Genomic DNA, 26,889 nt, shown 5'->3' with positions numbered 1-26,889 from the left:
GGGTGAGTAATTAAAATGTTTCAGATCAGATTGATAAAACATCAAGATGCAACAGGTCAAGATATTAAAGAAATTGTCGATTTAAAATCTAAGCAATGGGATTTTAGTTTAGATAAGCAGCTGCAATGGATAAAAGACAATATTAAAAATTCAGATTTTCATATGCTGTTACTTTTAGATAATAAAAGTGTTGCTTATTTGAATTTAATTGATATCGATTTGGTTGTAAATGATATTTCTAAAAAAGGTTTAGGAATAGGCAATGTATGTGCAATAGAGAAAGGTAAGGGATATGGTTTCGAGTTGATGAAAGAGGCAAATAAAACTATTTCTGATTTAAATCAAATCGGATTGTTATTTTGTAAAGAGCCTTTGTTGAAATATTATAGTTCTTTAAATTGGAAAGAATTGAAGCGGAATGAATATCGGATTAAATGTGAAAATAGTAAAGTGATGGTTTTTAATATTAATATGAGTGAAAAACTAATTGTAGATTATGATGGAATTCTATTTTAAAGGATAAGTAAAATAATTAGCTTTAAAGTTAATTCAAATTTTATTGAAATTTAGATAATAGTTCAAGTATTCGTCATTAATAATAAATCAGTTTAAGATATTTGGTTTGCTAGTTTTATGAAATCAATTGCAATGAAAATGAATGAAGGTTTTTAATAAAGTGAACAAGGTAACTAAAAATATCATTGCAAATTATATAGGTAAATTATGGGGTTTTATATCCATATTTATTTTTATAAGATTTTATCTTGATTTATTGGGTATAGAGTCTTACGCAATTATAAGTTTCTATACTGTAATATTAGGCTTATTAGTGTTTGCTGATGGTGGGTTAACGGCTACTTTAACACGTGAATTGGCAAGAGATATTTCTTTAATTGAAAAATCTAATCTTGTATATACTTTTGAGCGCTTATATGTAGTAGTTTGTGCAACAATTATTGTGGTGGTTTTACTTTCAGCTGACCAAATTTCACAATTTTTTTTGCATTCAAGTCATTACTCAACATATGAAGTGGCTTATTATATTCGGTTAATGGGTGTTGGCGTAGCTTTTCAGTTGTTTTCAACTTTATATGATGGTGGTTTGCAGGGATTGCAATATCAAGTTCTATCAAACAAGATAAAAATTATTTGGGGGGTATTTCGTTCTGGCATGGTTTTATTACCACTCTATTTTTTTCCGAAATTGGAAGTATATTTCTGGTGGCAAATAATATGTAATGTTGTATTGGTTTTAATATTCAGAAATAGGCTATATAATTTATTGCTAAAAGAAAAATTATTTTTTTCATCTCAGTTATTAAAAGATAATTATAAATATGCATTGGGTATGATGGGAATCGCATTTATTTCTGCTATAAATATGCAAATTGATAAGTTAGTAACTAGTAAATACCTAGGTCTTACAGAGTTTGGCTATTATTCAATAGCAAGTATACTTGCACAAGTTCCAACTGTCATAGCGAGTCCAATAATCATATCTGTTTTTCCATTATTTACTGGCTATGTTTCACAATCCAATATTAATGAAGTAAGCAAAAGTTATCATAAATATTCTTTTCTAATTAGTGCAGTAGTTGCTCCCGTTGCATTTTGCATTGCATTTTATTCTATTCAATTGGTAACATTATGGACTGGTAAGCCTGAAATTGCACAAGCTACTAATTACGTAGTTAAACTTTTGGTTTTAGGCGGATTGTTTTTATGCATGCAGTTGACTCCTTTTTATCTTGCTTTAGCCAATGGTTTTACAAAAATTAATTTATATTTAGGATGTGTTTGCTTGCTAATAGCTATTCCACTAATGATTTTTTGTATTAAAAACTATGGTATGTTAGGGGCGGCTATTCCTTGGTTATTTATTAATTTGATTAGCTTTTTTATTATGGGGCTGTACGTTACTAATAGGTTTTTAGTAGGGCATACTGTTAAGTGGTTGTCCTTTGATGTTTTTTTACCTGTGCTAATCACTATGGCAGTAGGAATTGTTGTAATGATGCTATCTATGTTTACGAAATTTCATTATGCATTTATTGTTGAGTCAGTAATTATTGGTTTTATCAGTATTATTATTAACCTAATGATTTATAATAGGTGTAATCCGTCAAATAAGTTATTTAATTTTTCTATGAAGCAAAATCTTATAAGGAGTGATAATAAATGAGGCCTCTTTTAAGTATAGTTATACCTACAAAAAATAGATATTCAACTTTAATTAATTTAGTTGAGAAACTTTTAGACTGGAATAGCGCTGATTATGAAGTCGTAGTTCAAGATAACTCCGAAAATAATACTCCAATTAAAAATTTTTTACTCAACTATAGCAATGATCCGCGGCTAAAATATTTTCACAATATTAATCCTGTTACAGTTTGTCAGAATGCTGAGGATGCAATTGATAATTCTATAGGTGAATATGTTTGTTTCTTGGGTGATGATGATGGAATCATTAAACAATCTTTAGATGTAGTGAAATGGATGAAGGAAAATGATGTCGATTCATTGAATTGCAAACAGGGTTCATATTGCTGGCCAGAATTTAGGAACAAGAATTATGGGAAAAGAAAATCTTTAGCTGGGATGCTGATCTATCATTCTCATAATGGAGATTTATACAGTCAGGATGCTGTTTCAGGATTGAATTCTTTACTGGAAAATGGTTGTTTGACTCTAAATGGAATAACTAGACTTTATCATGGTATCGTTTCTAGAAAAACTTTAAATTTATTGAAGGAAAAAACAGGAACCTATTTCCCTGGTGCTATAGCTGATATGTCTTCAGCTGTTGGATTGGTTTTTTTTGCAAAGAAACATTATTATTTAAACTTTCCCCTTATAATTTCAGGGGCTTCCGGTGCAAGTTATGCTGGTAATAGTGGAAAAAAGAATAATCATACTGTTTTTGAGCATCAGCCTTGGTTCGCTAAAGAAACATTAACACAATGGTCAAATAAACTTCCAAAACGTATCGTTGCGCAAACTGTATGGCCAGATTCAGCAATGAAGGCTTTAAAGAAAGTAGGTCATGCTGATTTAATTTCTAAAATTAGTTTTTCAATAATTTATGCTGAATATTTGTCAGAATTTCCCGAGTTTGCTGAAGAGTTTGAATTATTTTTACAATTGCAGTATGAGCTTGAAGAAATCCAAGCAATAAAAGTTCAGATGAATGCACATTCAAAAAAAATTGTTAGAGCAAAATGGCGATATTGGGCAAAAGTCTATAGTATTTACTTTGGTATCAATAAATTTCTAAACATTGAACGCCTTGATGCTAATACGGTTGGGGAGGCTTTACATAAGCTAGAGTCAAAAGTTGAAAATGAAAGAAAAACTGGAAATGGTCATTTTTACCAGATATTAAATAGTTAATTTATATTTAATTGATCGATTAATGTTTATGTTTCTATAAATATCTAGGTACTATAAAGATGATTCAAATGCTTTGTTTGACAGTTCAAAAATTAGAGTATTTAAAGTGACAATTTATATCCTTTTTGTTGCTATTATTATAGCTTTGCTCATATTAAATTCATCTATAAAAACGAATGTTCAGCTTTTTCAAATATTTGCTCTAATGCTGTTGGTGTTTTTTGTTGGGTTCCGATTTGAAACTGGCTATGATTGGGCAATGTATCGCAATTTTTATGAATATGATACTTTTCATAGTGGTATTGAGTTTGGTTATGTTTTCTTTATAAAAATATTAAGATATCTTTTTGATGATTATCAAAGCTTATTTTTTTTTACTGCTTTAGCAACGTACATATTCTTATATCTTGGAATTAGAAAATATACTAAACATTCTAGTATAGCATTAGCATTGTTTATACTAATACCTGGTTTATTTTTAAATTCTTTAAATATTATTAGGCAGGAATTAGCAATTGCAATTGCTTTTTATGCTTTTTCATTTTTAGTAGATAAAAAATTCTTTAATTATTTGTTTTTAATGATTTTGGCTTTTTCTATTCATTATTCTATAGTTATTGTTTTTTTTACTCACCTTGTTGTATGGCAATATTCTTCAAAGGTTAAATATAGCTTCTATTATTTTTTAATTTTATTTTCATTATTATTTTTAAAATTTGATATTGGAAATCTGGTATATTATTTTGCGAAAGGTGCGCGTTATGAATTCTATCAGACTGGTGAATCTGTAAGTCTACTGAAAATTTTAATTTTAAATTCTTTAGCACTAGTATATGTTTATTTTTCTCCAAAAATTATTGATAAGAGTAAATATAATATTTATATTGTTGCGCTGGTTGTTATGAATGTAGTTTATCTAAATGTATTTTCTTCTGTAATTGCACTGTCTCGTATTGCATATTATTTTAAAATATTCGAAATAGTATTAGTGGCTCAGCTATTATTCGTATTTGATAAAAAGATTCGTGTTTTAGCTTTACTATTATTAGTTGCTTTCTATTCAATACAATTTTTAGGTGCTCTTAAAGTTGATATGGCCGAGACAAGAACAGAAAATAATTTAATACCTTACAAAAATGTTTTATTCAAGTAGGTAAGTATATGAAAAAACCATTAATATCTGTGGTTATACCAATGTACAACTCGACAAAGACGATCGTTAAGGCTTTAGACTCTATTAAGAATCAATCTTATAAAGGTGGCTATCAAATTATAGTAGTAAATGATGGTTCTAAAGATGATTCTTATGAAGTGGTGGGTGATTACCTTCTTAAAAATCCAAACTTAAATATTAAGCTAGTAGATCAAGTTAATGGTGGGGTATCAAAAGCAAGAAATGTTGGACTGAAACTAGCTGATGGAGATTTCGTAGCCTTTCTCGATAGTGATGATGAGTGGTTATCTGATAAAATTGAAAAACAACTTTTAGTATTTGAAAAAAATCCAGATATAGATGTTTTAGCGACTAATCGAAATAATGAATATTTTGAGACTTTCTTAGGTCACAAATTTACTAATGTGACAAAGATTAGTTCTAGATTGCTTTTATTAAAAAATTTCCTCTCACCACCAACTGTTATGATGAGGAATAGTGTAGTTTCTGAAGTTGGTTTTTTTGATGAAGGTCAAAAATATGCTGAGGAAGGCAATTATTGGATAAGAGTCTGCGATAAAAGTAATTGTTATTTATTAAATGAGAGTCTAGTCGTAACAGGTGGAGGAAAGCCGAGTTTTGGTCATTCAGGTCTTTCAGCCAATTTGTGGGAAATGGAAAAAGGTGAGTTGAAAAATATTACTTTAGCTTTAAGAATGAAAATTATAAATATCTTTGAATTTTCTTTTTTATGTATGTTCTCTCTTTTAAAATATATTAGAAGATTGTTAATTGTCGGTATGCGAAAATGAAAAAATATAGCCTGTCACAATTGCTTTATCTTATTTATTGTAAGATTAGAACGTATCTCACATTTTCTAAAGCTAGAATTATTCGCTTTCCCATAGATATCCGTGGGAAAAAGTTTATAAAAATTGATGAAGGTTTTACAACTGGTGTTGGTTGTAGAATAGAGGCCTATCCTCAAGAGAATAATAAAACGTTATTTATTGGAAAAAATTTCCAAATGAATGACTATGTACATATTACTGCAATTAAAAGTGTCAACATAGGTAATAATGTATTACTAGCTAGCAAAATTTATATATCTGATTGCGCACATGGTAGTTATGCTGGTAATGAGCACGATAGTCACCCAGATACTCCTCCTGATCAACGCCCATTATTTTCAAAATCAGTGGTTATTGAAGACAATGTTTGGTTAGGTGAGTTTGTATCCGTTTTGCCTGGTGTAACAATTGGAAAGGGAACAATTGTTGGAGCAAATTCTGTTGTATCAAAAAGTTTACCTCCTTATGTGATTGCTGTGGGTTCTCCAGCAAAACCTATTAAATGCTATAACTTTGAGAGCCAAAGATGGGAAAAAATATGTTAATTAAAAATGTACTAATTACTGGTGGTGCTGGTTTTATTGGTTCTAATTTGGCTTTGAAACTGATTAAAAAAGGTTATCAAGTTACAGTGTTGGATAATTTATCTCCTCAAATTCATGGAGATAATCCTACGGAAACGTCACCATTATTTTTAAGTATTAAAGATAAAGTTAGATTTATACACGGTTCAGTTACAAATAGGGCTGATTGGGAAGCTGCACTTGAAGAGCAAGATGCCATAGTACATTATGCTGCTGAGACAGGGACAGGGCAGTCAATGTATGAGGTTGAAAAATATGTTGATGTGAATATTAATGGCACTGCATTAATGCTCAATTTATTGGTCAATGGCGCTTATAATGTTAAAAAAGTAGTTGTTGCTTCATCACGGTCAATTTACGGTGAAGGTAAGTATATGAGTAAAGAGTTGGGTGCGGTCTATCCAACTCAGCGAACTGCTGAATTTATGGATGAAAATGATTTCGAAGTGAAATATTCTGGTTCATCTGCTTTGACATTGGTCGGTACAGATGAAGAATCTAAAATTCATCCATCTTCAGTTTATGGAATTACTAAACAAAACCAAGAACAGATGGTATTAACCGTATGTCCTACTGTAGGAATTGCAGGTGTAGCTTTTAGATACCAGAACGTTTATGGTCCAGGGCAGTCATTAAAAAACCCGTATACTGGAATCTTATCTATTTTTTCTACTCAAATTAAAAATGGAAATAATATTAATATTTTTGAGGATGGTAAGGAAAGCCGTGATTTTGTCTATATTGATGATGTGGTAGACGCAACAATTTTGGGTCTGGAAAAGAATGAAGCCAATAATCAGGTATTCAATGTAGGAACGGGTGTAGCAGTAGATGTGCTGACAGTGGCAAATGAGTTAGTTAAAAACTATGGTGTCAATGTCGCTATAAATGTTTCTGGTAATTACCGTTTGGGTGATATTCGCCACAATTTCGCTGACCTAACGAAGATTAATAAATTATTGGGCTTTACTCCTAAAATTACGTTTGAGGTAGGGCTGAAAAACTTTGCTGAATGGGTTAATACTCAGGAAGTTCAGGAAGATAAATATCAAAAATCTATTGATGAAATGAAGGCTAAAGGGTTATATAAATAATATGAATAACTTAGAGCACCTAAACGGGAAAAAAATTCTATTTTTTTGCGTACAAACGTTTAATTTGGAAAAGGATATCGTTAAACAGTTGGAAAAACATGGTGCTCATGTTACTTATTTTGATGAAAGGCCTGCGAATAATAATTTTACGAAAGGTCTGATTCGTATTAATAGAAATTTATTGCAAAAAAGAATTCATAAATATTATAAAAATATTTTAAAATTAATAAAAAATGAAGAGTTTGATTTCTTTTTTGTTAATCGTGGAGAGGTTATCCCTAGGTTTTTTTTGGAAAAATTTATAAAATTACAACCAAAATGTCAGCGTATATTTTATACGTGGGATAGTTTTGGAAATCATAGTCATGGTTTATCAATTTTAAAATATTTTCATAAAAAATTTACTTTTGATAAAAAAGATGCTGAAAAATATAATATTGGTTTCAGACCACTCTATTTTACCGATAATTATCGTCAAATTTATAAGAGTGCAACTAATCAGTCCATTGATCTCTTATTTTTGGGAACTGCCCATTCAGATCGTTATATTATTAGCAATCAAATTGCAGATTGGTGTATGGAAAACAGTCTCACTCCATTTAATTACTATTATATGCAAGGAAAGTTCGTTTATTTGTATAAAAAGTATTTTGATCCTAGTTTTAAAAATTTTGATTTCAAAAAACTAAGCTTTAAAAGTTTAACCATTGAAAATATTATTGAATATTATGACCAGAGTAATGTTGTACTTGATATCAGTCACCCTGACCAGTCAGGACTGACCTTGAGAACTTTTGAAACAATAGGTGCAGGAAAAAAACTTATAACTACGAATATAAATATCAAGGATTATCCTTTTTTTAACCCGCATAATATTTTTTTAATAGATCGTAATAATATTGAGTTGGATAAAGATTTTTTTAGTAATGAATATGAATCTATACCTAAAGATTTATATGAAAAGTGTTCCATTGATGGTTGGGTAGAAGATATCTTTCTTGGTAATGAAATTAATTATTGGAATATTAATTAACCCGAATCCTGCTTGAGCCAATGATTTCATTATTTGAATCGTTGGTTTATTTTGATGACATCATAAAGATACGTAAATTCCTACCAAATAACGATAAACATCATTTTAGAAACTTTCAATTGAGAAGATCGTATTCTCAAACGTTGTTACTTTGTTTTAGACATTCCCAATAGGTTGCTTCGAACTTTTGAAAAAATCTCAATTGTGCAGAATAAAGCTGTATGAGCCATATATGGCTGTGGTAACTCCCTAATAGCTTTCAGTCATCTTTTTCAAGTCAATTCTTATCCGCGATTTGGGGTAATTAGTTAGGTTGTACGTTTAAATTATGATGTGATTTAACGTATTTAAATAGATAATACTCGTAGACAGTAAATTTAGTTTTATTGATAGTAGTTTTAACTTAATGGATTTTATTTCTTAATACCGAACATTGAGGATCAAAGAGGAAATATGTTACTTTATTAGATATTGAAATAAATTAGTGCTCATTGCGTGGTAAATTAGGCCGTACAGACAATTAGGTTAATCTTATTTTTAAATAAAAATATTTTAAATCATAGGTTTAGAAGATATAAATGAAAAGATTTGTTGATGTTATTATTGCATCTATTGCTGTAATTCTACTTTTCCCAATTTTCATATTAGTTGGCTATAAAGTTAAAAAAAATCTAGGTTCACCAATTTTTTTCAACCAAGAACGGCCGGGCAAAGATGGAAAATTGTTTAAAATGATTAAGTTCCGCTCCATGAAAGATGCTATGGATAAAGAGGGGAACTTTCTGCCAGATGATCAAAGGATTACACCATTTGGGCATAAATTACGTTCAACAACTTTAGATGAAATGCCTCAGTTAATTAATGTGTTAAAAGGCGATATGAGCATTGTTGGTCCACGTCCGCAAATGAAAGACTTTTTGGAACACTATACTGCAGATCAAATGCGCCGACATGAAGTCAAGCCAGGCATGACTGGGCTGGCTCAAGTGAGCGGACGTAATAATTTGTCTTGGGAAGAAAAATTTGGGTTGGATATAGAATACGTTGAAAATCAATCAATATTTCTAGATTTTAAAATTATGCTTAAAACTATTAAAGTAATGTTAGCAAAAGAAGGGATTAATGCACCTGATCAAGCAGTAGGAGCAGCACGTTTTTGTAACTCAAAGACATCGAAAGGGGCTGAGTCCGAATCTAAATCAACTTCATTGTAATATTTTCTTCTATTTATATGGTTTGTCATGATCAAAAAAGCAATTCTCCCTGTTGCTGGGCTCGGTACACGTTTTTTACCAGCAAGTAAATCGATTCCCAAAGAAATGGTGACTGTAGTTGATCGTCCAGCCATTGAGTACGTTGTCCGTGAAGCCGTGGCTGCCGGTATTGAACAAATTATTCTTGTGACACACTCATCAAAAGCATCGATTGAAAATTATTTTGACCGCAATTTTGAGCTTGAAACAACTTTAGAAAATAAAAAAAAATATGATTTACTTAAAGAAATTACTGAAATTTTACCTGCTCACGTTAGTGTAGTTAGTGTGCGCCAACCACAACCCCTCGGTTTAGGGCATGCAGTGCTTTGTGCCAAAGATATTATTGGTAATGAGCCTTTTGCCGTACTTTTACCTGATGTGTTGGTTAAGGACTCAGACATTGAAAATGATCTTAGTTTAATGATTCAACGGTTTAATGCATCACAAGCCTCACAAATTATGGTTGAAGCGGTGCCAGATCATTTGGTTGATCAATACGGTATTGTGGATGTTGAACAATCTCCTACAGAAGGTCAGAGTATTGTCATGCAGGGGATTGTTGAAAAACCACCAACGGGTACAGCACCCTCTAATCTTTCGGTGGTTGGTCGCTATATTTTGCCTGCCAAAATAATGCAATTGCTTGAACAAATACCAAAAGGTGCAGGTAATGAGATTCAACTAACTGACGCGATTGCAATATTACAACAAACAGATAATGTTGAGGCCTATCATGTGAAAGGTCAGACTTTTGATTGCGGTAGTAAAATTGGTTATTTAAAAGCCGTATTGCATTATGGGGTAGATCATCCACAATTGGGTGAAGATTTTAAAGCGCTGATTAAAGAACTTGCGTTATAAATTGGTGAATATATGAAGGTTGCAATATTTGGGAAAACATTATATTCAGGTGTGATGGCTGCATTATTGGCTGAATGTGGGCATCAAGTTTTTTGGTGTGAATTACTTAAAAAGCCAATGCTTGAGCAAGCATACATACAAGATGAAGCTGTAAAACAACTGATTGATAAACAGCAGAATAATAGTTTTTTAAAATATTGTAAATTCAAAGATGTTGATTTAGATATCGATGCTTATTTCTTTAGTTTTAATCCAACTGAAGAAAATCAAGTCATTGAGATTTTAAAAGAACTGAAACAGCGTCCGATTCTTCATCCGAAATTGATGATCAATGCTTCAACTTTAGGTTTGCATGGTACTAAAAAATTCGAAAAAATCTTGCCAGAAGATGATTGGATCTATTTACCAGATATTATTCAAGAAGGTAATGCACTGCAAAGTTTGACTCAAACCAAACAGTTGGTAGTCGGCTGTGCTTCACATTCAAGCCAAATCAAAATTAGAGAGTTACTGCGCCCATTATTTCCACGTGAACAGCAATATTTGTTTATGCCGATTTTAGATGCTGAATTTACCAAACTTAGTATTTCTGGCATGTTGGCAACGCGTATCAGTTATATCAATGATTTGGCATTGGTTGCGGAAAAGTTGGGGATTGATATTGAACATGTCCGTCAGGGCATGGCGGCAGATAGTCGTATAGGCTCATCTTATTTAAGCCCAGGAGCTGGCTTTGGTGGAGAAAATTTCTCACATGATATTTTGACCCTTTCCAGTACTGTGTCAGATACAGGTACGAAAAGTCAGTTACTTTCTCAAGTGTGGAATATAAATGAGCAGCAAAAAGAGATTTTATTCCGTAAACTTTGGAATTATTACCATGGCGATTTAAAGGATAAAACGGTCGCTATTTGGGGTGCTTCGTTTAAGGAAAATACAGCAAGTATTCAACAGTCTCCTATTCATGCGATGCTGGAAGCTTTGTGGGCACAAGGTGTTAAAGTACAATTGCATGATCCGCAAGCTTTATCTGAAATAGAAAAAGTATATGGGCGTCGTTCAGATTTAATCTATTGCACAGACCAATATGAAGCGACTCAAGATGCAGATGCCCTTTGCCTATTAACGGCATGGAAACAATATTGGAGCCCGAATTATTCTGATTTACTCAAAATAATGAAGTATCCACTGATTTTGGATGGTCGTAATATTTATGATCCTGAATATATTAAAAATCAAGGTTTTTCTTATATGGGGGTTGGGCGTTAATGACAAATCCTATACAGCATTTCCCAGCTAAAAATAATGCCTCTATTTTAATGAAACTCAATGATTTAAAAAAACAGTATGAGCACGCCCATTTAAATGAATTGTTTGCTCAAGATGATCAGCGTTTTCAAAAGTTCTCAGTGCAGTTCGAGCAGATTGTTTTAGATTATAGTAAACATCGTATTGACCAGAATGTATTGAATACTTTAATTCAGTGGGCTGAAACACAAGATTTGGGTAGTTGGATTAAACAACTTTTTTCAGAACAAAAAATCAATTATACCGAACAGCGTGCAGCAATGCATTGGGCTCTACGTCTTCCTGAACAGGATGATATGCACCCAAAACTTTCAAATCAGGTACATGATCAATTACAACGCATGTATGCCTTGGTTGAAAAAATTCATGCTGGGCAATATCGTGGTGCTACAGGTGAAGTGATTCAGGATATTGTCAATATTGGAGTCGGTGGGTCAGATCTCGGGCCCCTGATGGTGGTGCGTGCTTTATCTGACTTTAAGCAAGCCACGGCAAAACCACTTAATGTACATTTTGTTTCTACGATTGATGGTAGTCAACTTTCAGATTTGTTACATCAGCTTCGTCCTGAAACGACTCTGTTTATTATCTCATCAAAGTCATTTGGCACTATTGATACGCTATCGAATGCTCAGACAGCGAGGTTGTGGTTAGAAAAATCATTTGGTCAAGACTCTAAAATTTTAAAACATCATTTTATTGGTGTTTCGACTAAACCTGAGAAAATGACCGCGTGGGGAATTGCTCCTGAAAATCAGTTCTTGCTTTGGGATTGGGTCGGTGGTCGTTATTCACTATGGTCATGTATTGGTTTGCCGATTGCTTTAACTGTAGGTGTAGAAGGTTTTAAGCATTTCTTAGCAGGCGCACATGCAATCGATCAACATTTCCAAACAGCGCCATTTGAGCAGAACATTCCTGTACTGATGGCTTTACTGGGTGTTTGGAACAATAATTTTTTAGATATTCAAACCCATGCAGTTTTGCCATACGATGGCAGATTAAAATATTTTGCACCATATTTACAGCAACTCGAAATGGAATCGAATGGTAAGTCGATTCAACGTAATGGTGAAAAAGTACAATTTGATACTTGCCCCATTGTTTGGGGCGAAGTTGGTCCCAATGCGCAACATGCGTTCTATCAATTGTTACATCAAGGGACACATGCGGTAAGTTGTGACTTTATTGCACCTGTACACCGTTATAATACTAATCAGTTTACCTATGCGGAAAATGCAGAAGCATTAGTAGAGCAACATCATTTAGCTTTATCTAACTGCTTGGCACAGTCGCGTTTATTGGCTTTTGGTAATCAGGCATTAGATCAAGCTGAATTAGCAGCTTTACCTATGTATAAACAATACGTCGGTAATCAACCCAGCAGCACCATTCTACTGCAAGAGTTAAATCCTTATAGTCTAGGCATGTTGATTGCGATGTATGAACATAAGGTATTTGTGCAGTCCGTGCTGTGGAATATTAATCCATTTGATCAATGGGGCGTGGAAAAAGGCAAAGAAATTGCCAACCAACTGCTACCGATTTTAAATGGTGAGCTTCAAGATATAGCAAGTCTAGATACCTCGACCCAAGGTTTAATCCGAATTTTATTAGGAAAAACAAATGGCTAAAATTTTAGTAACAGGTGGCGCAGGTTATATAGGATCACATACTTGTGTTGAACTGTTAAATTCTGGGCATGAGGTTATTGTTCTTGATAATCTTTCTAATAGTTCTGAAGAGTCTTTAAAGCGTGTACAAAAGCTTACAGGAAAAACCTTAACCTTTGTTGAAGGCGATATTCGAGATGGGCAAGTTTTAGGCCAAGTTTTTCAGCAACATCAAATAGATGCGGTCATTCATTTTGCTGGATTAAAAGCTGTTGGAGAGAGTCAGAAAATTCCACTCACATATTTTGATCACAATATTGCAGGTTCTATTCAATTGGTTAAGGCCATGGAGCGAGCTAGTGTCTTTACTTTAGTCTTTAGTTCTTCTGCGACGGTTTATGATGAAGCCAATGTTTCACCATTGAGTGAAGAGATGCCAACAGGCACACCAACCAATAATTATGGCTACACTAAACTGATTGTAGAACAGCTCTTACAAAAGCTTTCTATCGCGGATGAACGCTGGTCAATTGCATTACTGCGTTATTTTAACCCTGTTGGTGCACACAAAAGTGGTTGCATTGGCGAAGACCCACAAGGTATTCCTAATAATCTGATGCCTTATGTGACTCAAGTTGCAGTGGGACGACGTGAGAAATTATCGATCTTTGGTAATGATTACGATACGGTTGATGGGACTGGTGTACGTGATTATATTCATGTGGTCGATTTAGCCAATGCACATTTATGTGCTTTGAATAATCGTTTAAAGGCTCAAGGTTGTCGTGTTTGGAATATTGGCACAGGCAACGGTTCATCAGTTTTACAAGTCAAAAATACCTTTGAACAGGTCAATGGTATAGCCGTTGCTTTTGAGTTTGTAGCGCGTCGTGAAGGTGATGTGGCAACGTCATTTGCCGATAATGCACGTGCTGTAGCAGAATTGGGTTGGCAGCCACAATATGCTCTAGAAGATATGTTGGCAGACAGTTGGAATTGGCAAAAACAAAACCCAGCGGGTTATAAAAATTAAACCATATCCATTAAAAATGGGAGCAAATTTGCTCCCATTTTTAATTTCAACGCTAGGGTTAGCCCTGAATTAATGCGGTGAGTTCAGCGACATAGTCTTGCATCGGTTTAGGATTGTGATCTAAACGACTTTCAATATTTAAACGCAGTAATGGTTCGGTATTAGAAGCACGGACATTAAAACGCCATGTTCCAAAGTCTAAACTTACCCCATCCGTTTGATCTGTTTCTGGTTTTTGATCGGCATAATGATCAAAAATCTTTTGAATGGTTTGGTCAGTATTAGCAACTTTAAAATTGATTTCGCCACTACACGGGAATTTGGCAATCATATTTTCTACTAGCGCAGAAAGAGACTGTTTGGTTTCTGATAACACGACAATGGCCAATAGCCATGGAATCATGCCGCTATCACAATAAGAAAAATCACGGAAATAATGGTGTGCACTCATTTCACCGCCATATACGGCATTGTGTTCACGCATCATCTCTTTAATGAATGAATGCCCAGATTGCGACTGCACGGCAATCCCTTGCAGTTCATCGACGATGGCTAGAGTATTCCAAACCAAGCGTGGATCATGCACGATTTTTTCGCCTGACTGCTTCAGCAAGAAGGCTTGAGCCAGTAGGCCGACAATATAGTAGCCTTCAATAAATTGACCTTTTTCATCAAAAAGGAAACAGCGGTCAAAGTCACCATCCCAAGCAATGCCCATATCAGCTTGATGAGTGATCACTGCCTGAGAAGTACTGGCACGATTTTCCACTAAGATAGGATTAGGGATACCATTTGGAAAAGTACCATCTGGCTGATGATTGATTTTGATAAATTCAACAGGGATATTGAGTTGCTTAAATTTTTCTTCAATCGCATCAATTGCATGACCTGCCGCACCATGACCTGCGTTCACCACCAGCTTTAAAGGACTGATTTTTTCAGGCTCAATATAGGTCATTAAATGTTCAATAAACTCAGGCACAATATTATAATTTTGCACAGTACCTTTGTTTTCAACGTCTATAAATTTGCCAGATTCAGCAAGTGCTTGAATTTCTTTTAAACCTGAATCGGCACCAATCGGGCGGGCATTTTCACGGACCAATTTCATCCCGTTATAGTCCATTGGATTATGACTTGCAGTAATTTCGATACCACCTTGAACATCGAGATGGAATGCACCGAAATAGACTTCTTCTGTGCCTGTCATGCCTAAATCGAGGACATCAACGCCTGCATCATTTAAACCACGGATGGTGGCTTGTTTTAATACTTCACTGCTTAGACGAATATCCGCACCGACAACAATTGTTTTAGGTTGATAAATTTGACCATAAGCTCGACCGACCTTATAGGCAATGTCTTCATTTAGTTCTGTACCAAGTTTGCCACGAATATCGTAGGCTTTAAAACAAGTGAGTTGGGTCATGACTTTTCTCATTAATGCATAATAAAAAGGTCAGTTTAAACCGACCTTTTTATTCGAAGTTATTCTACAGTGACTGATTTTGCCAGATTACGTGGCTGGTCAACATCGGTACCACGCAGTACAGCGACATGATAAGACAGCAATTGAACAGGGATACTGTAAACAATGGGCGCAAGAATGGGGCTGATACTTGGAACATGAACCACGTGTTGACGATCTTTTTCTTTAATACCGCTATTTTCATCGGCAAAGACAAACAGCTCTCCACCTCGGGCTTGGACTTCTTCCATATTCGATTTCAGCTTATCCAGCATGTCGTCTTGCGGTGCAAGAATCACCACAGGCATATCATTGTCGACCAATGCAAGCGGGCCATGTTTCAGTTCGCCTGCTGCATAGCCTTCTGCATGAATATAAGAAATCTCTTTCAGCTTTAATGCACCTTCAAGCGCAATCGGGAATTCTGTGCCACGACCAAGGAATAGGCAGTGTTGTTTTTCGACAAACAATTCAGATAAACGTAAAATATCTTTATTTTGCTGTAAGGTGTCTAAAATAACTTTTGGTGTATGCCATAGATCAGTAATGATTTTCGTCATTTCTTCCACAGCAATACTTTGCTTCACTTGACCAATTTTTAAAACCAACAACATCAGTGCAGCAAGTTGAGTGGTAAATGCTTTGGTTGAAGCCACCCCAATTTCAGGTCCAGCTAAAGTGAGTAGACTATGCTTGGTTTCACGTACCATTGAAGAGGTTGCCACATTACAAATAGTCATGGTGACAATGTCTAAGTTTTTTGCCAATGCACGTTTCTGAGTATCACGCAGCGCGGCTAAAGTATCGGCTGTTTCACCAGACTGAGAAATACAGACATATAGTGTGTGATTGACAATAACTGGTGTGCGATAGCGGAATTCACTGGCAATTTCCACCTGACAAGGCAGATTAATCAGTTGCTCAAACCAATATTTTGCAATCATACCAGCATGGTAGCTAGTACCACAGGCAATGATTTGTATTTGTTGAATGCTTTCAAAATCGGCAACTGCTTCTTTTAAGAAATCGTCACGTAATGCATTGTCATTGAGTGCTTGGGAAATGGTTTGTTGAATGGCTTCTGGCTGCTCATAAATTTCTTTGAGCATGTAATGTTTATATTCGCCTTTAGATGCCGTGCTCACGGTTGCATCTAGCTCTTTCACAGGACGCTGAACCAATTGACCGTCAACAAATACTTCAATACTGCTGCGGGTTAGGCGTGCGATATCACCTTCTTCAAGGTAAATAAAACGATTGGTGATTGGCAGTAAAGCCAATTGGTCAGAGCTAATAAAGTTCTCACCAATACCGACACCAATCACCAGCGGCGAACCTTCACGAACCGTGATTAGTTCATCTGGATGCTCTGTATGCACGATTCCGAGTGCATAAGCACCTCTTAATTGTGGAACAACTTGTTGCACTGCGGTTAAAAGACTAGAGGTGTATTTTAAGGCATCATTGATTAAATGCGCCACAACTTCGGTATCTGTTTGTGAAGTGAAAACATAACCGAGAGCTTCAAGATCATCTTTGAGTTCTTGATAATTTTCAATAATACCGTTATGTACCACCGCAACTGTACCGGAAAGATGCGGATGGGCATTGTTTTCGGTCGGTTTGCCATGGGTTGCCCAGCGGGTATGAGCAATTCCCAATGAACCGATTAAATCTGCTTCATGTACTGCTTGTTCTAAATTAACCACTTTACCGACACGACGTTCGCGTAAAACTTGACCTTGATTAATCAGCGCAACACCTGCTGAATCATAGCCACGGTATTCAAGGCGTTTTAGACCTTCAATTAAAATATTGATAATATTACGTTCAGCAACGCCACCAACAATTCCGCACATATTTAAATCCTCTTATTTTTTCACTTTTTCGGGGCGTTGATAGTTTTCTTTGGTCACTTGTTTTGAACGCTCGAAAGCTAAACTATTTTCTGCAACATCATGAGTAATCACCGATCCTGCACCAACCGTTGCACCATTGCCAATATTGACTGGAGCAACTAACGAGCTATTTGAACCGATAAAAGCGGAGTCGCCAATAATGGTTTTAAATTTATTCGCACCGTCGTAGTTACACGTGATGGTACCTGCACCAATATTTGAACCTGCACCCACTTCAGCATCGCCTAAATAAGTGAAGTGATTGGCTTTAGAGCCTAGACCGATACTGGAGTTTTTCACTTCAACGAAGTTACCAATATGCACTTCATTGGCAAGTTTAGCACCGGGGCGTAAACGGGCAAAAGGGCCAATTTGGGCATCTGCACCGACAATTGCATTATCAAATATGCTATACGGTTGAACTTTTGTGCCTGCTGCAATTTTAGTGTTGTTGATCACGCAACCTGCACCAATTTCGACTTGATCACCAAATTCACAATCACCTTCAATGATCACATTGATGTCAATACGAACATCTAGCCCTACGCTTAAATTGCCACGTAAATCAAAACGTGCGGGGTCCATTAAGTGTACCCCTTGCTGCATCAGTTTTTTGGCTTGGTTGTTTTGGAATTCACGTTCCAGCGTTGCCAGTTGTACGCGGTCATTGACCCCTTCAACTTCAAAAGCCAATTCAGGTTCAACCGAAGCGACGCTTAAACCATCAGCAATCGCCATGGCAATAATGTCCGTCAGGTAATATTCACCTTGCGCATTTTCATTGGAAAGCTTGGGTAACCATTCATGCAATTTGGCATTGTTGACGCAGTAAATACCGGTATTAAACTCTTTAATTTTTCGTTGTTCATCGTTGGCATCTTTATGCTCAACAATGGCTTGAATTGCACCATTTTTACGCACAATACGACCATAGCCTGTGGCGTCATCAACCGTAAGGGTGACAATGCCAATCCCAGTTTCTAGCGATGCTTGCAGTAATTTTCTTAAGGTCGCCTCAGTGATACAAGGCACGTCACCCGAGAGAATCAGCGATACGCCATCCTTGGGTAACACGGGCAAAGTCACTTTCACGGCATGACCTGTGCCGAGTTGTTCGGCCTGTTCAACCCATTCTACATTTTCTTGGGCGAATGCTTGTTGAACTAGATTTCCACCATGACCATAGATGGTAATAATATTTGCGGCATTGAGTTTTTTTGCAGTTTCAATCACATGTCCCAATAAAGGACGTCCTGCAAGAGGTTGTAATACTTTCGGTAAAGTTGAACGCATACGTGTTCCTTTACCTGCAGCAAGAATAATAACGCTAGTAGACATATGCAATCCTACAAATTTTAGCTTAAGCCAATCACAAAATATAAATAAATGAAGATGCAGAGTGCGGCCCAAATGCCGGCGATAATATCATCCAACATAATGCCAAAACCACCATCCACTTGACGATCAATCACGCTGATAGGCCAAGGTTTCCATACATCAAATAAACGAAATAAAGCAAATCCAATCAAGACCCAATACCAGTTCATCATGCCTAAATAAATCAGCGGTAAAAAGGTAATCGATTGTCCAGCAAACTCATCCCAAACAATACGACCATCATCATGAACACCCATGACTTTTGCGGTTTGTCCGCAAATATAGATGCCAATAATAGACATGAGAATCATAGCCAATGTGGCATTGAAAAATCCCAATGTCAGCCAAATCGGAATAAATAACAATGCGAAAGCAGAACCAAAGGTGCCTGGTGCTTTTGGAAGCAGTCCAGAGCCAAATCCAACCCCACAAAACACAATGCAGCGGTTTAACCAAGACATGTTTTTAAAATTGATTGCGGGTTTATGCAAAGTGTTGGTATCCATGAAATTGCAGTGGATAGTGTGCACCATCCAGTTCAAAAATTAAGCCTTTCTGCTTAGTAATTTGTCCAATAATCGTAATATTGATATCTAATTGTTGTTGCACTAGTTTATCGTAATTTTGCGGACTGATGGTAAAACATAATTCATAATCATCGCCACCCGCTAAGGCATATTGCCATTGTTTTTCTTGGGCTAAAATACGGAGTACTTCGCTTATTGGTAGTTTATCCAATTGAATTTGAGCACCGACATCGGATGCTTTTAAAATATGACCTAAATCTTGGGCTAAACCATCCGATACATCAATCATGCTTGAGGCTAAGCCTTTAAGCTGTTGTCCGAGCTGACAACGTGGTGTCGGATAATCCAAACGTTTCTGTAGTGCATGACCTAGGTGCTGTAAAGCAAAAGCGGCATCACCAACGTGTCCACTCACGCAAATATAGTCACCCGCTTGAGCACCCGAACGCGTTACCGCTTTTCCAGTTTCAATCCAGCCGAGGGCTGTGACTGAAAGGGTGAGATGTGGGCTTTGCGTGGTATCACCACCAATTAAACTGACCCCAAATTGATCGCAACAATCATATAAACCCTGACTAAAGCCTTTGAGCCAGTCATGATCAATTTGGGGTAAGCTCAACGCCAGCAAAATGCTGTGTGGTTTGGCACCCATTGCAGCAATATCTGATAAATTAACGGCAACAGATTTCCAGCCAATGGCATGCGGAGAGGTATCTAAAGGGAAATGTCGACCCGCAATCAAAGTATCGGCACAGATGACCAATTGTTGGTTGGGTGGGGGAGTGAGCAAGGCTGAGTCATCACCGACACCTAAGTCGACAGAGTTGCCATCGTTAGGTGTAACAGTCTGTCGATTGAAATAAGTGTCAATGATGGAAAACTCAGCCATACAACAAATCTACTGAAAAAATTAGTCGGCTTGTTGCTTTTCTGCTGCACGTAAGCTGGTTGCTAAACGGTCTAATACACCATTGATGTATTTATGGCTGTCAGCACCACCAAAGTGTTTAGCAAGCTCAATCGATTCATCTAAAACAACGCGATATGGAATTTCAAGATGATCTTTGAGTTCATATGCGCCTAGACGAAGTGCCGCGAGTTCAACGCCATCTAGGGCATTCAGTTCACGGTCAAGCACAGGGATTAGGAGCGCATCCAATGCTTCATGATTGGCAACCACTTGAGTCAACAATTCATGATAATAGCCAAGATCCACTTTGTGCATGGCATTTTCCACACGCGTGCGTGCTTCAATTTCATGGACTGGATTGTGGCTCATCTGCCATTCATAAATTCCTTGTACAGCAAAGCGACGTGCTTTACGTTTCGCTGCATAAGTAGCTTGAAGTGTTTGCGACATGCTTTAAATAGCCTTTAACAAGTTAACCATTTCAATTGCAGTAAGGGCAGCTTCGCCACCTTTATTACCTGCTTTTGTACCAGAGCGTTCAATCGCTTGTTCAATACTATCCGTAGTGAGTACACCGTTAATCACTGGTAAGCCAGTATCTAGACCAACAACGCCTAAACCTTTGGCACATTCACCAGCAACAAAATCAAAGTGAGGTGTGCTGCCACGAATCACAGCACCAAGTGCAATGATCGCATCAAAACGATCTGAAGCGGCAAGTTTTTTTGCAACCACAGGAAGTTCCCATGCGCCAGGCGCGTGAACAACAGTAATATTATCCTCTGATACACCATGACGTTTCAATGTATCAATTGCACCTTCTAATAGATGTTCTACAACAAAGCTATTAAAACGACCCACTAAAATCGCGTAACGGCCTTCGCTCGCGAGATGTAACATACCTTCAATACGGCGAACTGCCATAGCAACCTCGATTATTTCTTAAGTTGTTTGATTTGCGGTGATATATTCCACCACTTCTAAGTTAAAGCCTGATAGTGCGTTGAAACGTAAAGGTGAACTTAGCAACTTCATTTTTTCCACGCCTAAATCACGTAAAATTTGTGCACCGACACCAATCGTTTGATATTGCTGAGAAAGTGCTGCATTTGATTTTGTCGGTTTTGGTGCAGTTAAGCTTTCTAAAGCTGGACCTAAATCTTGTAAATGGCGTTGACCAATCCACACCAAGACACCACGATCGCTGTTGGCAATTTCTTTCAGTGCACGGTCTAAGTTCCATGCGGGTTCGCCATCTTGTTTATTGAGTTTCAATAAATCACGAACTGGACTAAAGCCATGCACACGAACTGTGGTCACGCCTTCTTTAGGCTGGCCTTTAACTAAAGCCAAGTGAATATCTGGATTACCCAATTCACGGTAGCGATACAAATCAAAAGTACCGTATTCAGTGTCTAGGGTTTGTTGATCAATACGTTCAACTGTTTGTTCATTGGTCATGCGGTAATGAATTAAATCAGCAATGGTGCCCATTTTCAAACCATGTTTTTCTGCGAAAACTTCAAGGTCTGGACGACGTGCCATGGTGCCATCTTCATTAATGATTTCACAAATCACAGACGCTGGTTCGAGTCCTGCAAGACGTGATAAGTCACAACCTGCTTCGGTATGACCTGCGCGGTGCAATACGCCACCGGGTTGCGCCATCAATGGGAAAATATGACCGGGTTGCACAATGTCAGTAGGCTTAGCATGCGCTGCGACAGCCGTTCGAATGGTGTGCGCACGTTCAGCAGGTGAAATACCCGTTGAAATGCCTTCCGCTGCTTCAATAGAAAGCGTGAAATTTGTACCATGCTGCGCGCCATTGGCATCGACCATAAGCGGAAGATTAAGTTGCTGACAACGGTCGCGGCTAAGCGTTAAGCAAACTAAACCACGTGCATGGGTGATCATAAAGTTGATGTCTTCTGGACGCACATGTGTCGCAGCAATAACTAAATCACCTTCATTTTCACGATCTTCATCATCCATCAGGATGACCATTTTTCCTGCACGGATATCTGCTACGAGCTCTTCAACGGTATTGAGCGGCATCAATCTTCACCTTCTTTTTGTCTCAAACGACATTTTGCTTGCATTGATTGTTGCATAGTCTAACGTGTTTTGACGTCCTTTGCCTATGCTTATCAATTTTCCCTAAACTGCCCATTGTTATACACAGTCGTCGAATGCTTGAAAAGAGGCTTTTATTCTAAAAAGACAAGATTGTGACGAATCTTTAAGCATCTGAAATACATAAATAATGACTAGTTTATGCAAAATGATGATGGTTGGTTGGATTTTAAAGGATTAATGTATAAAAAAGCCCCCATCTTTCGATGAGGGCTTTTTTGAATTTGGAGCGGGAAAAGAGACTCGAACTCTCGACCCCAACCTTGGCAAGGTTATGCTCTACCAACTGAGCTATTCCCGCTTATTGAGCAGTTTTTAATAAAAACTTACACTAAAAAATTTGGAGCGGGAAAAGAGACTCGAACTCTCGACCCCAACCTTGGCAAGGTTATGCTCTACCAACTGAGCTATTCCCGCATGCCGTGTATAATACATTATGTGAAAATGTGGTCAATCATTTTGTGAAAAAACTTGTATCAATTGCATAAAATAAAACCACCATTCCCTGGAATGGGTTGTTTTATCAGCAAGGCTGATAGCAGTAAAGAAAATTTTGGCTGGAAAATGATGAATGATTTCTAGAGTGACAAACAAAAGATTGAATCAGAACACGTTATACTGAAGCGAGAGCTTGAGCCTTTTGGGAGTATTATTTTGAATTTAGAACAGCAATTAATTCAACGATTACAAAGTTTGTCACCAATCCATTTAGAAGTGGTAAATGAATCATCCGGTCATGGTGGTTATTTCCCTGGTAAAGAGTCACATTTTAAAGTGGTTGTGGTCAGTGATGCTTTTGAAGGATTACGTTTGGTACAGCGCCATCAAAAAATTTATGCTGCCGTAGGTGACTTACTCAGTCCGAGTCGTATTCATGCTTTGGCTATTCATGCTTTTGTTGCTTCGGAATGGCAAGGGCAAGCGACTGCTAGCCCTGAATGTGCCCATGCACCCAAATCTCAATAAGGAGTGTTGAAAAATGGACATGCAGCTGACGGTTAAAATTGTGCATATGATCAGTGTGACCTTGCTGATTGGTGTAGTGATTGCACGGGCTTTTACTTTATTTGTGGGCGTTCAGGGTAATCAACCGAATCCTGTAGCACGTAAACTTTTTGTGGCATTACAACATCTTTCAATGACTTTAATTGTTTTGACGGGTCTTACTTCTTTAGTCATTAAAAACTTTGAGGTGCAATCATGGTTTTATGCCAAGATTGTGCTCTTTTTGGTTTTATTTTCCTCTTTAATCAAAGCCTATAAAAAAGATGACAGTATTTTATTGGTACAACGTCGTGCCGGCTTAGCCATTGCCGTAGTGGCACTTATTGCGATTATTGGTTTAGTGATCGTGAAACCTAATTTCGGTTAATTGTTAGACATTATTGTTTGTGCAGAAATCTGCCTAGGTTAAACTGTAAACAATACATAAATATAAAATATAGAGGGTAATAATGCGGACACGTGTGGTTTTTAATCAAAAAGGTGGGGTGGGTAAATCCAGTATTGCCGTGAATTTGGCAGCAATTAGTGCATATCAAGGTTTTAAGACCTTGTTAATTGATCTTGATCCACAAGCCAATTCTAGTCAGTATTTATTGGGTGATGATGCAACGTATTCGGCTGATAAACCTGCTTTAGAGCCGAATATTGAAAACTATTTTGAAGAAATGCTAGGTACAACTCAAAGTAAAGGACTTTTGAGCAACGCGATTGGTTCCATTTTAAAAAATCGTGCCAAAGGTTTACAAAGTTATGTGCACCAATCTCCTTTTAAAGATTTAGATGTAATTCCCGCAAGTCCAACCTTGGGTGCGCTGGCCTATGCTTTGGAATCGAAGCATAAAATTTATAAATTACGCGATGCTTTACAACAGTTGGATGGAGAGTATGAGCGCGTTTATATTGATACGCCGCCCGCATTTAATTTCTTTACATTATCAGCTTTAATTGCTGCGGATCGCGTATTGATTCCTTTTGATTGTGATGTTTTTTCAAAGCGTGCTTTACAAACCTTGATTGAAAATGTCATCGAAACGCAAGATGATCATAATGATCGCTTGGAAATTGAAGGCATTGTGGTGAATCAATTTCAAGCACAAGCAAAATTACCACGCGAAGTGGTACAACAACTTAAAGATGAAGGTTTACCTGTTTTAGCCAGTATGTTGCCGCCGTCAATTTTGATGAAGGAATCTCATTATAAAAATCAGCCTTTAATTCATTTGGCTACTGATCATAAATTGACGCAAGCCTATCAATCATTGTTCAATGAAATTGAGCAAAATAAGATTTGAGATTTCCTATGAAAAAATTTTATGTCAGCCTATTCATGGCGAGTAGCGTTTTATTAGCTGCATGTGCGACCACAGTAAAACCGACTTATATATCACCCACGCAGTATCAGGCTTTAAACTGTCAACAATTACAAAGCGAATATAACCGTATTCAGCAATATGTCGATAACGGTGTGCAACCAGCAAAGCGTACTGGCGTAGGTGTCGGTGTTGGATTGGGTGGTGGTTGGGGCAGTCGGGGTGGCTGGGGCATTGGTCCAAGTGTTTCAGTCAACATGGGGCAGTCATCTAATACGAAAAAAACTGAATTAGCACGTCTTTTAGGCGAACAAGAAGCCATCGTTCAAGCGGCAAGATTCAAAAATTGTCCCCTGATTATTCGCAATAAAGCGCAATAAAGCGCAATAATGATGGAAATGATCACTTTGTTGTTACTATTTCATAAACAGCAGAGTGATAAAATCTTAGCAAAATGTTTCAAGAAAATGTTATATATATCAAATAACTAATTATTTGGAAGGGTATATTCCAACGATTGAAGTCATATTTTTGGGTTGAAATACTTGTCACTTTTTATGACTTTCATATAAGGTGTGCCACTGTTTAATGGCGATGTTAGGTATTTATGATTGAGAGTTGGCTTTTTGTGTTGGCAGTGATTGCGATTCTGATGATTCCTGGTCCGACCAACGCATTATTTGCAAGCTCGGCATATCAAAAAGGGATGGCAAAAACCAGCCTTTTTATTCCAGCAGAGTTCTTCGGTTATTTTTATGCCATTAATTTGTGGGCGTTATTTATCCATTTATGTAGTCCAACGTGGCCACATTTAATCGATTTGTTGCATTTGCTCAGTGCCATTTATGTTGTTTGGCAGGCTTTTCATTTATGGAAATCATCACATTTAGAACAGCATAGTCAACGCTATCAATCTATTCAGCCTCGTCAATTGTTCTTTTCCACCCTAAAAAATCCTAAAGCTTTATTATTTGCTGCGGGCGTATTGCCGCCTGAAACTTGGCATAATCCGAGTAATTTTATTTTGGTCTTTGCTGTCTTTAGTTTGGTTCTGTTGCCAACAGTGATGTTTTGGATGTCTTTTGGCCGTGCCATTTTGGCAGGTCAATTAAAGCAAATAAAAGCCGGTCTTTTATATAAAGGATCGGCCATGTTGTTGTTGCTTTGTATGTTACCTATAGTAATTCGTTTCTTTTAACGCTTAGACCTTTGGTAACACCTTTATTTAAGGTAATACCAGTTAGTTAAGAAAACGATTGGAATTTTATTTTTTAAATTCATTATGTTATCTAAAATAAAATAATAAGACTCCGTCGTGAATAACTAAAAAGCAAAGGAGTTAATTATGAAATCCCTTAGCTGATCAGAATTACTTATTTAAGAGGTCTTTTTTAGCTTTTGGCGAATAAAACCAATAATGCCAGGAAGCACACTAATAATAATAATGCCAAAAATAAGATGGGTGAAATTGTCTTTTACAATCGGCATATTGCCAAATAAATAGCCTAGCGTAATAAATGAACCGACCCAGCAGATTGCACCAATCACATTAAAACTGAGAAAGAATTTGTAGTTCATATGACCAGCACCAGCTACGAATGGAGCGAAAGTACGAGCAAAGGGAACAAAACGCGCAAAAATAATGGTTTTACCACCATGTTTTTCAAAAAAATTCTGGGTGTAATGTAAATGTTTTTTATTAATAAAGCGTGATTCCATTTCAAATACACGTGGCCCGATAAATTTACCAACATGATAATTCAGCGTGTCGCCAAGTACGGCAGCAGTAAACAGCAAAATCACCAAAACAAAGGGATCCATCACACCTGTTGAAGCAGCTAATGCCCCTGCGGCAAACAATAAGCTATCACCCGGTAGAAAAGGCATTACGACCAAACCCGTTTCTACAAAAATAATTAAGAAAAGAATGGCATAAATCCAGATGCCATAATTGGTGATAAATTCGAGTAAATGGTCATCAACATGTAATATAAAATCAATCAGTTCCATGGGGTCACAGACAGCGAAAATGTGCTGAAATCCTAGCAGTCTAAGGTATGAAAGTCAGTATAAAAAAGTAAA

The 26,889-nt window shown here is 36.6% G+C and carries 27 protein-coding genes and 2 tRNA genes; 18 read left to right on the top strand and 11 right to left on the bottom strand.

Annotated elements, in window-relative coordinates:
• Nucleotides 1–15: 15 nt before the first annotated feature.
• From B9T25_RS08890 to galE, 13 genes are all read left to right on the top strand, one after another.
• A complete protein-coding gene (locus tag B9T25_RS08890; RefSeq protein WP_086188085.1) occupies nt 16–516 on the top strand; it encodes a hypothetical protein in 501 nt (166 codons plus the stop codon).
• Between the two features lie 160 nt (nt 517–676).
• Nucleotides 677–2,182, top strand: a complete 1,506-nt coding sequence (locus B9T25_RS08885; RefSeq protein ID WP_086188248.1) for a lipopolysaccharide biosynthesis protein — start codon at nt 677–679, stop codon at nt 2,180–2,182.
• Complete coding sequence (locus B9T25_RS08880; protein WP_086188084.1) at nt 2,179–3,390, top strand: glycosyltransferase family 2 protein; 1,212 nt, start codon at nt 2,179–2,181, stop codon at nt 3,388–3,390. The genes B9T25_RS08885 and B9T25_RS08880 overlap by 4 nt, the downstream gene beginning before the upstream one ends.
• Nucleotides 3,391–3,496: 106 nt before the next feature.
• Nucleotides 3,497–4,543 carry an EpsG family protein gene (locus B9T25_RS08875; protein WP_086188083.1) on the top strand — a complete coding sequence of 349 codons (1,047 nt, stop codon included), beginning with the start codon at nt 3,497–3,499 and terminating at the stop codon, nt 4,541–4,543.
• An 8-nt stretch (nt 4,544–4,551) separates the two neighbouring features.
• On the top strand, nt 4,552–5,355 hold the full coding sequence (locus B9T25_RS08870; RefSeq protein WP_086188082.1) for a glycosyltransferase family 2 protein: 804 nt from the start codon (nt 4,552–4,554) through the stop codon (nt 5,353–5,355).
• A complete protein-coding gene (locus B9T25_RS08865; RefSeq protein WP_086188081.1) occupies nt 5,352–5,939 on the top strand; it encodes an acetyltransferase in 588 nt (195 codons plus the stop codon). The genes B9T25_RS08870 and B9T25_RS08865 overlap by 4 nt, the downstream gene beginning before the upstream one ends.
• On the top strand, nt 5,933–7,072 hold the full coding sequence (locus tag B9T25_RS08860; RefSeq protein WP_086188247.1) for an NAD-dependent epimerase/dehydratase family protein: 1,140 nt from the start codon (nt 5,933–5,935) through the stop codon (nt 7,070–7,072). Before B9T25_RS08865 ends, B9T25_RS08860 begins: the two co-directional genes overlap by 7 nt.
• Before the next feature lies 1 nt (nt 7,073).
• Nucleotides 7,074–8,105 (top strand): lipopolysaccharide biosynthesis protein, encoded by a 1,032-nt coding sequence (locus B9T25_RS08855; RefSeq protein WP_086188080.1) that lies wholly within the window; start codon nt 7,074–7,076, stop codon nt 8,103–8,105.
• Between the two features lie 578 nt (nt 8,106–8,683).
• Nucleotides 8,684–9,319 (top strand): sugar transferase, encoded by a 636-nt coding sequence (locus tag B9T25_RS08850; protein ID WP_086188079.1) that lies wholly within the window; start codon nt 8,684–8,686, stop codon nt 9,317–9,319.
• Nucleotides 9,320–9,346: 27 nt separating this feature from the next.
• Complete coding sequence (gene galU / locus B9T25_RS08845; protein WP_086188078.1) at nt 9,347–10,222, top strand: UTP--glucose-1-phosphate uridylyltransferase GalU; 876 nt, start codon at nt 9,347–9,349, stop codon at nt 10,220–10,222.
• A gap of 12 nt (nt 10,223–10,234) precedes the next feature.
• On the top strand, nt 10,235–11,491 hold the full coding sequence (locus B9T25_RS08840) for a nucleotide sugar dehydrogenase (protein WP_086188077.1): 1,257 nt from the start codon (nt 10,235–10,237) through the stop codon (nt 11,489–11,491).
• A complete protein-coding gene (gene pgi, locus B9T25_RS08835) occupies nt 11,491–13,164 on the top strand; it encodes a glucose-6-phosphate isomerase (protein WP_086188076.1) in 1,674 nt (557 codons plus the stop codon). Before B9T25_RS08840 ends, pgi begins: the two co-directional genes overlap by 1 nt.
• The gene (gene galE, locus B9T25_RS08830) at nt 13,157–14,176 is read left to right on the top strand and encodes a UDP-glucose 4-epimerase GalE (RefSeq protein ID WP_086188075.1); all 1,020 of its coding nucleotides are present in this window, start codon (nt 13,157–13,159) and stop codon (nt 14,174–14,176) included. Before pgi ends, galE begins: the two co-directional genes overlap by 8 nt.
• Nucleotides 14,177–14,234: 58 nt before the next feature.
• Here galE and B9T25_RS08825 read toward each other — a convergent pair whose 3' ends face one another.
• The 10 genes from B9T25_RS08825 to B9T25_RS08780 all read right to left on the bottom strand — a co-directional run bounded on the left by B9T25_RS08825 (nt 14,235) and on the right by B9T25_RS08780 (nt 22,909).
• Entirely contained in the window at nt 14,235–15,605 is a 1,371-nt protein-coding gene (locus B9T25_RS08825; RefSeq protein ID WP_086188074.1) for a phosphomannomutase, read from the bottom strand.
• Between the two features lie 59 nt (nt 15,606–15,664).
• On the bottom strand, nt 15,665–17,503 hold the full coding sequence (gene glmS / locus B9T25_RS08820) for a glutamine--fructose-6-phosphate transaminase (isomerizing) (protein WP_086188073.1): 1,839 nt from the start codon (nt 17,501–17,503) through the stop codon (nt 15,665–15,667).
• Between the two features lie 12 nt (nt 17,504–17,515).
• On the bottom strand, nt 17,516–18,880 hold the full coding sequence (gene glmU / locus B9T25_RS08815) for a bifunctional UDP-N-acetylglucosamine diphosphorylase/glucosamine-1-phosphate N-acetyltransferase GlmU (RefSeq protein ID WP_086188072.1): 1,365 nt from the start codon (nt 18,878–18,880) through the stop codon (nt 17,516–17,518).
• A 17-nt stretch (nt 18,881–18,897) separates the two neighbouring features.
• Nucleotides 18,898–19,425, bottom strand: a complete 528-nt coding sequence (locus B9T25_RS08810; protein ID WP_086188071.1) for a phosphatidylglycerophosphatase A — start codon at nt 19,423–19,425, stop codon at nt 18,898–18,900.
• The gene (thiL, locus tag B9T25_RS08805; protein WP_086188070.1) at nt 19,403–20,335 is read right to left on the bottom strand and encodes a thiamine-phosphate kinase; all 933 of its coding nucleotides are present in this window, start codon (nt 20,333–20,335) and stop codon (nt 19,403–19,405) included. Before thiL ends, B9T25_RS08810 begins: the two co-directional genes overlap by 23 nt.
• Before the next feature lie 21 nt (nt 20,336–20,356).
• A complete protein-coding gene (gene nusB / locus B9T25_RS08800) occupies nt 20,357–20,806 on the bottom strand; it encodes a transcription antitermination factor NusB (RefSeq protein ID WP_004649642.1) in 450 nt (149 codons plus the stop codon).
• A gap of 3 nt (nt 20,807–20,809) precedes the next feature.
• Nucleotides 20,810–21,280, bottom strand: a complete 471-nt coding sequence (gene ribE, locus B9T25_RS08795) for a 6,7-dimethyl-8-ribityllumazine synthase (RefSeq protein WP_004649641.1) — start codon at nt 21,278–21,280, stop codon at nt 20,810–20,812.
• Between the two features lie 18 nt (nt 21,281–21,298).
• Nucleotides 21,299–22,414: a bifunctional 3,4-dihydroxy-2-butanone-4-phosphate synthase/GTP cyclohydrolase II gene (gene ribBA / locus B9T25_RS08790; RefSeq protein WP_086188069.1), complete on the bottom strand. Its 1,116-nt coding sequence runs from the start codon at nt 22,412–22,414 to the stop codon at nt 21,299–21,301.
• Nucleotides 22,415–22,717: 303 nt separating this feature from the next.
• Nucleotides 22,718–22,793: transfer RNA gene (locus B9T25_RS08785), tRNA-Gly, on the bottom strand.
• Nucleotides 22,794–22,833: 40 nt separating this feature from the next.
• A tRNA-Gly gene (locus B9T25_RS08780) sits at nt 22,834–22,909 on the bottom strand.
• 237 nt (nt 22,910–23,146) lie between these two features.
• On the opposite strand from B9T25_RS08780, the gene B9T25_RS08775 reads away from it, so the two are divergent.
• From B9T25_RS08775 to B9T25_RS08755, 5 genes are all read left to right on the top strand, one after another.
• Nucleotides 23,147–23,458: a BolA family protein gene (locus B9T25_RS08775; RefSeq protein WP_086188068.1), complete on the top strand. Its 312-nt coding sequence runs from the start codon at nt 23,147–23,149 to the stop codon at nt 23,456–23,458.
• A gap of 13 nt (nt 23,459–23,471) precedes the next feature.
• The gene (locus tag B9T25_RS08770; protein WP_086188067.1) at nt 23,472–23,864 is read left to right on the top strand and encodes a SirB2 family protein; all 393 of its coding nucleotides are present in this window, start codon (nt 23,472–23,474) and stop codon (nt 23,862–23,864) included.
• 82 nt (nt 23,865–23,946) lie between these two features.
• A complete protein-coding gene (locus B9T25_RS08765) occupies nt 23,947–24,789 on the top strand; it encodes a ParA family protein (protein ID WP_086188066.1) in 843 nt (280 codons plus the stop codon).
• Nucleotides 24,790–24,797: 8 nt separating this feature from the next.
• Nucleotides 24,798–25,187, top strand: a complete 390-nt coding sequence (locus B9T25_RS08760) for a hypothetical protein (RefSeq protein ID WP_086188065.1) — start codon at nt 24,798–24,800, stop codon at nt 25,185–25,187.
• A 227-nt stretch (nt 25,188–25,414) separates the two neighbouring features.
• Nucleotides 25,415–26,005 carry a LysE family translocator gene (locus B9T25_RS08755; protein ID WP_086188064.1) on the top strand — a complete coding sequence of 197 codons (591 nt, stop codon included), beginning with the start codon at nt 25,415–25,417 and terminating at the stop codon, nt 26,003–26,005.
• A gap of 179 nt (nt 26,006–26,184) precedes the next feature.
• Here B9T25_RS08755 and B9T25_RS08750 read toward each other — a convergent pair whose 3' ends face one another.
• Complete coding sequence (locus B9T25_RS08750; protein WP_086188063.1) at nt 26,185–26,817, bottom strand: DedA family protein; 633 nt, start codon at nt 26,815–26,817, stop codon at nt 26,185–26,187.
• Between the last annotated feature and the right edge of the window lie 72 nt (nt 26,818–26,889).

This window comes from Acinetobacter sp. ANC 4470, from assembly GCF_002135335.1.
Classification (GTDB): Bacteria; Pseudomonadota; Gammaproteobacteria; order Pseudomonadales; family Moraxellaceae; genus Acinetobacter.
This window is presented reverse-complemented; position numbering and strand designations above follow the sequence as displayed.